The 13,451-nt window shown below is 45.2% G+C and carries 8 protein-coding genes; 6 read left to right on the top strand and 2 right to left on the bottom strand.

What is annotated here, in order from left to right:
- Positions 1 to 73 precede the first annotated feature (73 nt).
- Complete coding sequence (aspS, locus tag AACU28_RS14195) at positions 74 to 1,846, bottom strand: aspartate--tRNA ligase (protein ID WP_121603096.1); 1,773 nt, start codon at positions 1,844 to 1,846, stop codon at positions 74 to 76.
- 580 nt (positions 1,847 to 2,426) lie between these two features.
- Here aspS and AACU28_RS14190 point away from each other — a divergent pair.
- From AACU28_RS14190 to AACU28_RS14165, 6 genes are all read left to right on the top strand, one after another.
- Positions 2,427 to 3,332, top strand: a complete 906-nt coding sequence (locus tag AACU28_RS14190) for a DUF72 domain-containing protein (protein WP_121603095.1) — start codon at positions 2,427 to 2,429, stop codon at positions 3,330 to 3,332.
- A gap of 139 nt (positions 3,333 to 3,471) precedes the next feature.
- On the top strand, positions 3,472 to 4,200 hold the full coding sequence (gene cmoA / locus AACU28_RS14185; protein ID WP_121603094.1) for a carboxy-S-adenosyl-L-methionine synthase CmoA: 729 nt from the start codon (positions 3,472 to 3,474) through the stop codon (positions 4,198 to 4,200).
- Between the two features lie 182 nt (positions 4,201 to 4,382).
- Positions 4,383 to 5,354, top strand: a complete 972-nt coding sequence (cmoB, locus tag AACU28_RS14180) for a tRNA 5-methoxyuridine(34)/uridine 5-oxyacetic acid(34) synthase CmoB (RefSeq protein ID WP_017083934.1) — start codon at positions 4,383 to 4,385, stop codon at positions 5,352 to 5,354.
- A 267-nt stretch (positions 5,355 to 5,621) separates the two neighbouring features.
- Positions 5,622 to 6,362, top strand: a complete 741-nt coding sequence (locus tag AACU28_RS14175) for an ATP-dependent zinc protease family protein (RefSeq protein WP_004736465.1) — start codon at positions 5,622 to 5,624, stop codon at positions 6,360 to 6,362.
- Between the two features lie 17 nt (positions 6,363 to 6,379).
- Positions 6,380 to 7,885, top strand: coding sequence for an inactive transglutaminase family protein (locus AACU28_RS14170; RefSeq protein ID WP_004736464.1), 1,506 nt, complete (start codon positions 6,380 to 6,382; stop codon positions 7,883 to 7,885).
- Positions 7,886 to 7,888: 3 nt separating this feature from the next.
- Positions 7,889 to 8,869 (top strand): alpha-L-glutamate ligase-like protein, encoded by a 981-nt coding sequence (locus tag AACU28_RS14165; RefSeq protein WP_004736463.1) that lies wholly within the window; start codon positions 7,889 to 7,891, stop codon positions 8,867 to 8,869.
- 111 nt (positions 8,870 to 8,980) lie between these two features.
- Here AACU28_RS14165 and fdhF read toward each other — a convergent pair whose 3' ends face one another.
- Positions 8,981 to 13,210 carry a formate dehydrogenase subunit alpha gene (gene fdhF / locus AACU28_RS14160; protein WP_121603093.1) on the bottom strand — a complete coding sequence of 1,410 codons (4,230 nt, stop codon included), beginning with the start codon at positions 13,208 to 13,210 and terminating at the stop codon, positions 8,981 to 8,983.
- Positions 13,211 to 13,451: the final 241 nt, after the last annotated feature.

Raw genomic sequence — 13,451 nt, 5'->3', positions numbered from 1 at the left:
TTAAGTGCTATCTAAGACTTAAGCTCTATCGAAAACTCACTGCTTGATTAGAAAGTCGAGCTTAATCGTTTGATTAGTCTTCTTTCTTCGCTAAGTTAACAGCGATTGCTAGCTCTTCCAGTGATGCTGGGTTTGCTAGGCTCGGCGCGTCTGTTAATAGACATGCTGCAGCTGTTGTTTTCGGGAATGCGATAACGTCACGGATGTTCTCTGTACCACAAAGAAGCATTGCTAAACGGTCAAGACCGAATGCTAGACCTGCGTGTGGTGGCGTACCGTACTTAAGTGCTTCAAGTAGGAAACCGAATTTCTCTTGTTGCTCTTTAGCTTCGATACCTAAGATACCGAATACAGCCGTTTGCATTTCTGCGCTGTGAATACGTACAGAACCGCCACCTACTTCGTAGCCGTTGATTACCATGTCGTATGCATCAGAGTTAGCTGCAGCTGGATTTGCTTTTAGCTCTTCCGCGCTCACGCCAAGTGGTGATGTGAATGGGTGGTGCATTGCGTGAAGGTTGCCTTCACCATCTTCTTCGAACATTGGGAAATCAATAACCCAAAGAGGAGCCCACGCTTTCTTGTCTGTTAGCTCTAAGTCATCACCTAGCTTGATACGAAGTGCGCCCATTGCTTCAGCAACGATGTTCGCTTTATCTGCACCAAATAGGATGATATCGCCAGATTCAGCTTGAGTGCGCTCAAGAAGACCGTTGATTACGTCTTCGTTTAGGAACTTAGCAACTGGAGATTGGATTCCTTCCATGCCAGCAGCACGGTCGTTAACCTTCATCCAAGCTAGACCTTTCGCGCCGTAGATACCTACGTGCTCTGCGTAACCGTCGATTTGCTTACGAGTCAGCTTAGCGCCACCCGGTACACGGATTACTGCTACGCGACCTTTTTCATCGTTCGCAGGGCCAGAGAATACTTTGAACTCTACATCTTTCAGTAAGTCAGCAACGTCTACTAGTTCTAGTGGGTTACGTAGATCTGGCTTATCAGAACCGAAACGACGAATCGCTTCAGAGAAAGGCATAACTGGGAATTGGCCCAGTTCAACATCTAGAAGCTCTTTCCACATATCGTGAACTAGCTTCTCAGTGATGTTACGCACTTCTTGAGAAGACATGAACGATGTTTCGATATCGATTTGAGTAAATTCAGGCTGACGGTCAGCACGTAAATCTTCATCACGGAAACATTTAACTATTTGATAGTAACGGTCAAAACCAGACATCATCAGCAATTGCTTGAACAGCTGAGGAGATTGAGGAAGTGCGTAGAAGCTACCTTTGTGAACACGGCTTGGTACTAGGTAATCACGAGCGCCTTCAGGTGTCGCTTTCGTTAGTACTGGTGTTTCGATGTCTAGGAATAGGTTCTCGTCTAGGAAACGACGAACGAAGCTAGAAGCACGTGCACGAAGCTTAATACGATCGCTCATTTCTGGACGACGAAGATCGATATAACGGTACTTTAGGCGCTGTTCTTCAGAGTTCGTTTGATTGAAATCTAGTGGAAGCGCTTCTGAACGGTTGATGATCTCAAGGCCAGTTGCGTAAAGCTCAACTTCACCCGTCGCCATATCTTTATTTACTTGGCTGTCAGGACGAACACGTACTTCACCAGTAAATTTGATACAGAATTCATTACGCAGTTGGTTAGCGATCGGGAAGATATCTTTCATATCTGGATCGACAACAACCTGAACGACGCCTTCACGATCTCGCATATCGATAAAGATAAGACCGCCTAAATCACGGCGACGGTTTACCCAGCCGCACAATTCTACAGTTTGTCCCGCCAGGGACTTGTTCAGGTTACCACAGTAATGGGTACGCATAATGAATTTCCCAATCTCTTAATTATTTACTAGTTTCCAAGCTGTCAGTGGTCATTCCACACAACAGAGCAAAGGAACATTTATACGCGGAAACTCGTTTAAAATCGACCTTCCACATTCGAATTTATTGTGTTTTATCTGGCTTTGCTGCTTTTTAGCCCATCAAGTGCGCAAAGATTCATCAAAACCGAAAAAATTGCGCTAATTATATCTCGAAAGTACCTTAATCAGCAAAAGTCTCGTAAAGTAGATTTTAGGGCGCGTTGACCTTTCGTGGTTAAATTTTGTTCGAGATAAAAGCGTTTTAATCGCGGCGAGGGAGAAGTAGCCTAGTCATTCTAAGCAAATCTCCCTCAACAAAGAGTAAAACGCTTTTAGCCGAACCCTTCGGGCAGCGTTTGCTGGTCATTTCTACTACGTTATCGGCTTCTCATGTAGGCTAGCTACACATCAAAGCCTCTGCCTTGTATAAATACCCAGCAACTCGCTGCAAAAACCAGCTCGAAAGATCAACACGCCCTAACTTCAAACCAAAAACTTTTTGTAATGACTGATCGCGTGATGAATAACGGTGTAATAGATGGATGATCGTGTAATAACAACAGAAACTTTACCTTTAAGACTTGGGTTAACCATGTGGTCTCATTCTGAGTGGCAAAGTCAGTTCTATGGCAAGGGAACCAAGCCAGCCGAACGCCTAGAAAAGTACACGCAAGTTTTTCATACCGTTGAGGGCAACACCACCTTTTACGCTACACCGAGTATGTCGACCGTTCATAACTGGAAAGCCGCTAGTCACGGTGATTTTAGGTTCACCTTCAAGCTGCCAAAGTTCATCACCCACCAGCAACAACTTAGGCACTGCCAAGCCGAGCTCAAGGATTTTTTAATGACCATGTCGCCACTGCACGATCGTATTGGCCAATGGACGATTCAGCTACCACACAGTTTTGAACCTAGTATGCTCCCTGCCCTGCAAAAGTTTTGTACCTTGTTCCCCAAAAATATGCAGCTCGGCGTAGAGGTTCGTCACCTTGGTTTTTTTGATAAGGGCGATGCGGAAAAGCGCTTCAATCATTGGTTAATAGAAGAAGGGATCAATCGCATTATTATGGATAGCCGCCCCGTTTTCTCCGCACCACCAACCACAGAAGCGGTGATCGATGCTCATCAGAAAAAGCCGCGCGTTCCCGTGCATGCGATTGCGACCGCCAATAATCCTATGATTCGATTTATTGGTCACCCAGACCAAGAACCTAATATTGAGTTTTTTAAACCTTGGTTTGCCAAAATTCCAAGCTGGCTTAATGAAAGCAAACAACCCTATTTAATGATCCACACCCCAGACAATAATCACGCACCTGAACTGGCGATAGCTATTTATAAGCAGCTACAAAAGCAAGTGTCTGAAAATACGTCACTTATCTTGCCAGATCTCGCTCAATTTCCAGCACAGAAAGGCAATCACCAAATCTCGATGTTTTAACCCCTCACCTATAAGTAACTTCGAACCTTGAGCTAAATCTCAGTTTTCGTGACAGCCGCGCTTTTTTTACGTAAAATACGTCCCCTTTTATTTGGTATGAATTTTGTGCCAATTACGCTGACTGTCGAGAGAAAATGCCATGAGCAACACAGACAATATCTTTTCCGCTCCTATTGATAAAATTGGTGATTTCACCTTTGATGCAAGGGTTGCTGAAGTATTTCCGGATATGATCCAACGCTCGGTGCCTGGCTATAGCAACATTATCTCCGCAATTGGCATGCTGGCTGAGCGCTTTGTAAAACCACATTCAAATATTTACGACCTAGGCTGCTCTCTTGGCGCGGCGACACTTTCAATGCGTCGCCATATTCAGCAAGAAGGCTGCACCATTTTCGCTGTTGATAATTCACAAGCGATGGTTGAACGCTGCAAGTTGCACGTTAATGCTTACCGCAGTGACACGCCAGTTGAAGTCATTGAAGCCGACATCCGTGAAATCGAGATTAAAGACGCCTCTGTTGTGGTTCTTAACTTTACGCTGCAATTTCTGTCTCCCGACGACCGATACGCTCTGCTTGAGAGAATTTATGCAGGCTTGCGCCCTGGCGGGATCTTAATTCTGTCAGAAAAATACGTATTCGAAGATGAAAGTTCAAATGAACTGCTTATCGACCTGCACCATGATTTCAAACGTGCCAATGGATACAGCGAGCTTGAAGTAAGCCAAAAACGCAGTGCAATTGAAAACGTGATGCGTCCAGACTCGATCCCTATCCACAAGGAACGCTTTGATAAGATTGGCTTCTCAAGCAGCGAAGTGTGGTTCCAATGCTTCAACTTTGGTTCAATGTTCGCGATTAAATAGCGTACATACCCAGTCAGCTCGTACTAAAACGTCATCCTCAAGAGCGAGGAACGAGCGAGTTGGGGATATCTATCAAGTTCGATAAACCGAGATTCCCTATCATGTTCGTCCCTCACTACAGGGAATGACAAATTTAATTTTTATTTTGGGGTTTATTGACCCTATTAACTCAGTGAAAAACTATGTTTAATTTTGCCAATTTTTATCAACTCATTGCCCAAGACACTCGCCTACAGCCGTGGCTCAATGTTCTTCCTCAACAGCTGACGGATTGGCAAAATGCAGAGCACGGTGACTTCGACCGTTGGTTACGTGCACTGAATAAAATCCCTCAAGGCGTGCCTGACCAAGTTGATCTGAAAAACTCAGTAACCATTGGTAGCTCGACACCATTTCACACAGGTGAACTTAAGAAGTTAGAAAGCTTACTAAAGACCTTCCATCCGTGGAGGAAGGGTCCTTACACCGTTCACGATATTCATATCGATACGGAGTGGCGCAGTGACTGGAAATGGGACCGTGTCCTTCCTCATATTTCTCCATTGAAAAACCGCTCTGTGCTTGATGTAGGTTGTGGCAATGGTTACCACATGTGGCGCATGCTAGGTGAAGGCGCACGTCTAACGGTGGGTATCGACCCTTCTCACCTATTCTTGGTTCAGTTTGAAGCGATTCGTAAGTTAATGGGCGATGACCAACGTGCTCACCTATTACCTTTAGGTATTGAGCAACTGCCAAAACTAGAAGCCTACGACACTGTATTTAGCATGGGTGTTCTGTATCACCGTCGTTCACCTCTGGATCACTTGATTCAGCTAAAAGACCAATTGGCATCTGGCGGTGAGCTGGTTCTTGAGACCTTGGTGATTGAAGGTGACGAGAATGCGGTATTGGTCCCTGTTGACCGTTACGCGCAAATGAGAAATGTGTACTTCTTCCCTTCTGCTCTCGCACTGAAACGCTGGCTAGAACAGGTTGGGTTTGAAGACGTGCGTATCGTTGACGAAAATGTCACGACGATTGGCGAACAACGCACAACAGAATGGATGACACACAACTCTCTTCCAGATTACCTCGATCCGAACGATCCAAGTAAAACGGTTGAGGGTCACCCTGCACCAAGACGTGCCGTTCTTGTCGCGACGAAACCGTAATTTCTATAGGACCAAAGCCATGAACTCTGTGGTCACTAAGTCTTAGTTATTTATATGTGTAAGTTTTGAATAGCATGAGCATGAATTATATAAAATTCGCGCTCATGCTTAACAAATGAACGAACTCAGATCACAATAATTTTCGTAGCGCTCACATAGCGATTCAATATGACCAGACTCTTACAATAGGATGCTTCACGCGTCCTTTTTTGTGGGATAAACTACTAAATAGTCTGAACTATTCTCTAATTCTCAAAGGTTTTTTATATGTTTAAGCGATTATCGCCTATCGTGGCGGTTGGTTTGCTCTCTGGTTGTACCCTCACGAACGGTGCTACCTACCACCAAGAAACTCTCGACGCTATTGCCCGCTCAGAGACAAACATCGCAAATAAGGTTCAAAATCTTGAACTGCAACTAAGTAATCAAAGTGATTATATTGAAAGCTTAGAAGACGAAATCACCACTCTTTCTAGTCAATTAGATGTTCACCTGACAAGTATGGAACACAAGGTAATTGAAGAACTAGAGCAAGAAGAACCCGTCGTCGTTGCCGCTACTCCTGTCACTACTACGTTACAACCGACCATCCTTGGCGGAATCGAAAAAGTGTCTATCGACTCGATCAAACAGAGCTTTGATGCGCGTGTTGATACTGGCGCAACCACCTCTTCTTTAAATGCTGTCGACATCAAAGAATTCGAACGTAACGGTAAAGACTGGGTGAGATTCCATTTGGCCGATAAAGCACAAGCTGTAGAAGACCAAAAATGGATTGAAGCGCCCGTTGTGCGGTATGTAAAAATCCGTCAGTCAACCAATGACCAGACAGAACGTCGAGCTGTGATCGAATTATGGGTAAAAGTTGGAAATATCCATGAAAAAGCGCAATTTACATTGGCGGATCGCTCTCAAATGAGTCACCCTGTATTACTAGGGCGCGAATTTATCAAAGACATAGCGCTAGTAGATGTAAGTAAAAAGTACGTACAAACGGAAGTTAAATAACAATAGTAGGGTAAGCTATGACGTCAAGAATTCCATTTTATATCTCTATTTTCCTGCTCATCGTGGCAGGTATAACACTGAGTATGTTCAGACATACGACCTACGGTGTACCTTGGACTCCAGGGGAAACCAGGCAGGTTTGGGACGTTGAAGCTCGTATCGAGTTCAATGCGGTTGGTAAAGAAGCAAAAGTTTCATTAGCTGCTCCTCACACTCAATCTAATTACACACTTATTGGTGAGTCAGCTTCATCTCCAGGTTACGGCATCTCTTACTTGAACACCGAGTCAGGTCGTCGTGCAGAATGGTCTATTCGCCACGCTGATGGCCCGCAAACTATCTACTACAAGACTCAATTCCTAGTTGATAACCAAGCAAAAATTGATGCGATACCACCAGAAGGTGAAATTACGCAACCAAGCTTTGATGGTCCAGAAGAAGCGGCAGCGTTGGCACTGATTGACCGAGCAACCAAGCGCTCAGCAGACAACATCACCTTCACTCGTGAACTTATCAAAACGCTTAATGATCCAGACAGCCAAAACTCTGCACTGATTCTGAATAACATGAGCAAAGTTGAAGCAACACACAAGCTACTTTCAGCAGCCAATATCCACAATAAAGTGGTTGGTGTTATCGAGCTAGAAGATGGCCGTCGTCGTCAATCTATTCAGCAAATGAACCAGATCTGGGATAACGACCAATGGGTTTTATTCTCTCCTGAATCAAGCGAACAGCAAGTTCAGCCAAACCTGCTAATTTGGGATGAATCAAATGTATCTCTATTAGACGTGGTTGGCGGTCAGAACAGTAAAGTTCACTTCTCGATGATTGCTCAGGAGGTGACTCCCACTGAAGCAACCAACAGTAAAGTCTCTGCGGATCAACTGTTAAACCTTTCCATTCATAGTCTGCCGCTAGAAGAGCAAGCGATGTTTAAAACCATCATGCTGATTCCTATCGGTGCTCTGATTGTTGTGTTCCTACGTGTCATCATCGGTCTGAAAACGTCTGGTACGTTCATGCCTGTACTGATTGCGGTAGCCTTTGTACAAACACAATTGGTAACGGGTATTGTCGGCTTCCTACTTATCGTAGGTACAGGTCTTATTATTCGAAGTTACTTATCCAAGCTCAACTTGCTACTGGTCGCCAGGATATCCGCCGTAATCATTACGGTAATCATGATTATCTCTGTGTTTACTGTAGTGGCGTTTAAAGTCGGTCTGACTGAAGGTCTATCGATTACGTTCTTCCCAATGATTATCCTATCTTGGACTATCGAACGTATGTCTATCCTTTGGGAAGAAGAAGGGGCGAAAGAGGTAGTGCTACAAGGTGGTGGTTCTCTATTTACCGCTGTTCTTGTTTACTTAGGCATGACTAACCCGTTCATCCAGCATTTAACGTTTAACTTTATTGGTTTACAGCTTGTTATTCTAGCGACCATCTTGCTACTAGGTAACTACACAGGCTACCGTCTAACCGAGCTTCGTCGCTTTAAACCGCTAGCGGAGGACTAAGTTATGTTTGATCAATTTACTTCACCGTTTAAGTTGAAAGACAAAGGCATAATGGGAATGAACAAGCGTAACCATAGCTATATTGGTCGCTACAATGATCGTTCCAAGTATCCACTCGTTGATGACAAGCTTAAGACTAAGATTATTGCTGAACAAGCTGGTGCAACCGTACCAACACTGATTGGCGTTATTGGTCACCAAGCTGAAGTAAAAACAATCCACAAGATGGTTAAAGAGTGGCCGGGGTTTGTAATCAAGCCCGCTCAAGGTAGTGGTGGTAAAGGTATCCTTGTTGTTATTTCTCACAAGGATGGTGTTTATACCAAGCCATCGGGTTCGACTATCAATGAAGAAGACGTAGAGCGTCACATCAGTAACGCTCTCGCGGGTCTTTTCTCACTGGGTGGTAAGAACGACGTAGCCGTGGTTGAAAACCTCATCAAGTTTGACGAGTGTTTTGATGGCTTCAGTTATGAAGGTGTGCCAGATGTACGAATTATCGTATTCAAAGGCTACCCTGTGATGGCGATGATGCGTCTTTCTACTTCAGCTTCTGACGGCAAGGCAAACTTGCACCAAGGCGCTGTGGGTGTGGGTATCTGTATCGCTACGGGTAAAGCCGTTCGGGCGGTTCAATTTGACCACCCTGTGACTCACCACCCGGACACGGACAAAGAGTTGGCACAACTTCAAGTACCGCATTGGGAAAAACTGCTTACGCTAGCATCAAGCGCGTGGGAAATGACAGGCCTTGGTTACATGGGCACTGACATGGTTTTAGACCAAGAAGAAGGCCCAATGGTACTAGAGCTAAACGCTCGTCCAGGATTAGCAATACAGATTGCAAACGGCGCGGGTTTATTGCCTCGCTTGCATCATATTGAAAACCTAGGCACGCCAGCTGAATATCCAAAACCTGCCGAGCGCGTTGCATACGCCGCAAAACAATTTGGTGTTCACGGTAACGAACTCGCTTCAAACTAAATGATTAACTTGGTCATTTGACACCGAGTCTAGCTCAATAAATAAAGCCGCATAACTCTGAGAGTTACGCGGCTTTTTAATGCCTATCGTTAATTAGCTTAACGCTCGGAACTAAGCTTCTGTTGTTTCTGATTCAGACTCACGAATTGGGTCAATGCGGACTGCCGCCACCTTAAACTCTGGGATCTTAGCGTGCGGATCGGTTGCAGTCGTAGTTAAGCGGTTAACTGGAGATTCGACAAAATGGAATGGAATAAATACCACACCCTTTTGCATTCGCTTAGTGACAAATGCCGCGATTTCAATTTCTCCACGACGGGTTGATACTTTGAGCATCTGGCCATTCGAGATCCCTAACGCTTCGGCATCATGAACACTCACCATCGCACGTGGTCCTGCCAAGTTATCAAGCCCTTTGGTTTTACGTGTCATGGTTCCTGTGTGGAACTGTTCTAGGATGCGACCTGTCGTTAATACTAGCGGGTATTCCGCATCAGGAAGTTCTGCTGCGTATCTAAAAGGAATCGCTTCCATTTGACCACGCCCGCGAGTGAATTGAGTCTGGTGCATGATGCGTGTACCGTCAGGATTATTCTTATTAGTTGGCCATTGGACGCCGTTCACCGTAATATTCTCCCAACGTAAACCACCATACTGCGGCGTTACACGTGCTATCTCATTGGTGATATCAGCAACGGTTTTGTAGTCCCAACCGCCGCCCATTGCATTGGCTAGCATTTGAATAATCACCCAATCTTCTTTCGCGTCACCGGGCGGATTAACAGCAGGATTAATACGTTGGACTCGGCGCTCTGTATTGGTGAAGTGGCCAGACTTTTCAGCAAACGAACAAGACGGCAGAACCACATCGGCATACTGAGCGGTTTCGGTTAAGAAAATATCTTGAACCACTAGGAAATCCAACGCTTCAAGACCTTCAATCACATGCGCTTGATTCGGGTCACTCAACACTGGGTTCTCACCCATGACATACAGACCACGAACATCTCGATGGCACGCTCCATCAATAATTTCGGTGAGCGTTAACCCCGCTTCCGCTGGTAAGTCAGAAACACCCCACTCCATCGCGAATTTTTGACGAACTATCGGATTATACACTTTCTGATAACCTGGAAGGTTGTTCGGCAATGCCCCCATATCACACGCGCCCTGAACATTGGATTGGCCACGTAATGGGTTTATACCACCGCCTTCAATACCAATGTTGCCACACAATAGTTGTAGATTAGCGATTGAACGTACGTTGTCGTGACCAGTGGTGTGTTGCGTAATACCCATCGAATAATACACTGCGGTGCGTTCTGCAGTACCAATCAAGCGAGCCATCGCGAAGATATCTTCCGCTTTCACGCCAGTCACCAATTCGACTTTATCAAGTGAGTAGCTTGGTGACATGACTTCTTGCAATAAGGTATCAAAGCCGTCGACACGATCATCAATATAATCTTGATCGTACCAACCGTGTTTGATGATCTGCTGCATCACACCATTAATCAGCATCACATCGGTGCCCGGTCGGTGCGCTAAGTAAAGCTCAGCGTGGTCAGCAATATCGATTCGTTTTGGATCAGCAACGATCAATCGTGCTCCACCATGCCTCACCGCTTGCTTGATGTGCGAGCCAATAATTGGGTGTGCTGAAGTCGTGTCTGAACCGATAATAAAGATCACATCTGAGTGCTTGATACTTGGAATATCATTGGTCATCGCCCCGCTACCCAGCGAAGCCTCTAAACCGGTAACAGTAGAAGCATGACAAAGACGTGCACAGTGATCGACGTTATTAGTGCCTAATTCACGGCGTATGAATTTTTGGAAGGCATAGTTGTCTTCATTGGTGGTTTTCGCCGACGAGAAGCCCGCCAAAGCATTGCTACCAAAGCCCTGTTTAATCGCGGTAAATTTATCAGCAATGAGTTTAATCGCTTCTTCCCAACTTGCAGGTTGCAACCAGCCATCTTTACGAATTAATGGTGTGGTTAAACGCGCATCACTGCCCACAAAATCGAAGCCGAATCGCCCCTTAACACACAACATGCCTTCATTGACCGGAGAGTCACCGCCTTCGATATAACGGATTTTGTTTTTCTGCTCATCAATATGCATGGTTAGCTTACAGCCCACACCACAATAGGTGCAGATGGTATCCACTTTCTTGAGTAGGTCAGTGTCTCCCTGCTTTCTATCACGAGCATCCACCATTGCACCGGTTGGACACGCCTGAATACAAGATCCACATTGAACGCAGTTTGAGTCACCCATTAAGGTCTTGTCTGCCCCAAAATTAGGACGACATTCAGGTCTTGATGCAGGCTTGCCATCAGATTGATTCATGAAGCTTAAAACACCATGTACATTCTGTTCACGACACGCTTGGATACACTGCCCGCAACTGATACAGCGGTTGGCATCAAAGATAATAAATTCTGAACTGTCATCAACTGCAAATTTTTGTCTTGTTAAACCGACCTTCGCTTCTTCTGCACGAATCGCCTGCCAACTATCATTCGAAGCCACATCGATTTTGTACTCTGGATGTGTTTGCGTTGCCTTGTATTCAGTCGAGTAGTCTCGTAGGTCGCAATCGGTATTGGCTTGGCAGCCACATTCTAGGCATCTTGCTGCTTCCGCAATTGCATCAGCATTATCAAATCCTGTTTCTACTTCGTCGAAGCTTTGTTCACGCTGCTCGGGTGTTAGCTCTGGCATGATCTTACGCGCCATACGCTGTATGGATTTGTATTGCTCAGGATCCACCGCTTTGAGCTGCTTGTGCTTTCTTGAATTAAACGGTTTAACCGGAATGTTATCCATATCGCCATGAAAGAACCGATCAATCGCCTGTGCAGCAATGCGCCCATCCCCCACCGCTTCCACTGCGGTTGCAGGGCCGCGTCGGAAATCACCAATACTAAAGATATTGCCAGTACCTGTATGCATGGTTTGCGGATCGGCATCAGCGGTATTCCAACGAGTAAGAGGAATATCAATCGCTTCATTGTCCATAAAGCTCAGATCCGGCTTTTGCGACACGGCAGCAATAACCGTATCAAACGCTTCAACAAAGAATTCGCCTGTTGGTTTAGGGCTGCGACGACCTGAAGCATCAGCCGGACCCAAAGCCATACGCTCTAATCGTATTTCTGATACATGACCATTTTCATCGGCTATGTTTTCTGCCGGGTTGGTTAAGAAATGGAACTTCACACCTTCATGCTCAGCTTCTTCGATTTCGTAATCTTCTGCCGGCATCTCATCTCGAGTACGACGATAAATCAGCGTGGTATCCGCACCATCACGCACCGCTGTTCGAGCGCAGTCAATCGCGGTATTACCGCCACCAATTACTGCGACCTTTTTACCAGTGACATACTGCTGATCGGTCACGTAATCTTTCAAGTAATCGACGCCTAGATAACAACCGCCAAGCTCGCTGCCCGGATAATTCATTTCAACCGCTTGCGACGCGCCAACCGCTAAACAAACCGCATCAAAATCGTTACTTAAATCAGACAGTGTAAAATCAACACCGAGTTTTTTATCACACTCTACCGACATCCCGTTACGACACATCAGTTCGATTTCTTTATCTAGAATCGACTTAGGTAAGCGATATTCAGGGATACCGTAACGCAACCAACCTCCCGCTTTGGGCATCGACTCATAAACACTGACATCGTAGCCTTCGTTAGATAGGTAATAACCTGCCGTAAGCCCACCGGGGCCACTACCAACAATCGCAATACTCTTGCCTTTGATTGGTTTCTTAGTTGGCATGTAGCTCTCTTGAGCGGCTAAATCTGCGTCGGCAGCGTGTCGTTTGAGTTGACGAATCGCGATGGATTCATCGACCAAGTTGCGACGACATTCAGTTTCACAGAAAGCAGGACATACTCGACCAATCGACAGGGGCATTGGTAGTGTCTTTTTGATGACCTCTATCGCTTTTATGTGATCATTTTGAGCAATATGATGCAGGTAAGATTGGATATCGACCCCAGCAGGACACGCTGTTTGGCATGGCGCTTCACAATCGGCGTAATGATCGGTCATGATGCGGTTCAACGCGTCTTGCCGATGAATCGTTAACTGTTTTGACTGGGTGGTAATATTCAGCCCATTAGACACTTCAAGCTCACAAGAACGAGTGACACCAACGCCATCAACTTCAACAACACACAAGTCACACGGTACTTTATCCGCTGTTTTGTTCAAACCACATAAAGATGGGATCTCTAAACCACATGTTTTTGCCGCCTCAAGAACGGTTTGTCCTTGCTCGACAATTCGATATTTCCCATCAATAACGATTTGAATCATACCTAAGTCCTACCTTTACCTTTCGCACACGCGAGTTATCAATAATTAAAATTTAAGTAATACAATATTATTAATATTATTAAATCTATGTCATTACCATACATTATTTGTGGTTTTGTGCGTGTGACCTCAAACAAGTTCCATTGATAATAACCATAAGGTATGAGTGGTCTTATCAGTATCGACGAGAGGACTAGGCGGAAGGTGTTCTACTGTAGAAGTAAGGAATAAGAAATTAGAT

Source organism: Vibrio sp. SBT000027, assembly GCF_963894355.1.
In the GTDB taxonomy this organism is placed as follows: domain Bacteria; phylum Pseudomonadota; class Gammaproteobacteria; order Enterobacterales; family Vibrionaceae; genus Vibrio; species Vibrio splendidus.
This window is presented reverse-complemented; position numbering and strand designations above follow the sequence as displayed.

Bases quoted from the DNA above. Each gene is read 5' to 3' on its own strand.
- fdhF (WP_121603093.1), bottom strand. From the start codon at position 13,210: ATGATTCAAATCGTTATTGATGGGAAATATCGAATTGTCGAGCAAGGA.
- AACU28_RS14190 (WP_121603095.1), top strand. From the start codon at position 2,427: ATGGATGATCGTGTAATAACAACAGAAACTTTACCTTTAAGACTTGGG.
- AACU28_RS14170 (WP_004736464.1), top strand. From the start codon at position 6,380: ATGACGTCAAGAATTCCATTTTATATCTCTATTTTCCTGCTCATCGTG.
- AACU28_RS14165 (WP_004736463.1), top strand. From the start codon at position 7,889: ATGTTTGATCAATTTACTTCACCGTTTAAGTTGAAAGACAAAGGCATA.
- cmoA (WP_121603094.1), top strand. From the start codon at position 3,472: ATGAGCAACACAGACAATATCTTTTCCGCTCCTATTGATAAAATTGGT.
- aspS (WP_121603096.1), bottom strand. From the start codon at position 1,846: ATGCGTACCCATTACTGTGGTAACCTGAACAAGTCCCTGGCGGGACAA.
- AACU28_RS14175 (WP_004736465.1), top strand. From the start codon at position 5,622: ATGTTTAAGCGATTATCGCCTATCGTGGCGGTTGGTTTGCTCTCTGGT.
- cmoB (WP_017083934.1), top strand. From the start codon at position 4,383: ATGTTTAATTTTGCCAATTTTTATCAACTCATTGCCCAAGACACTCGC.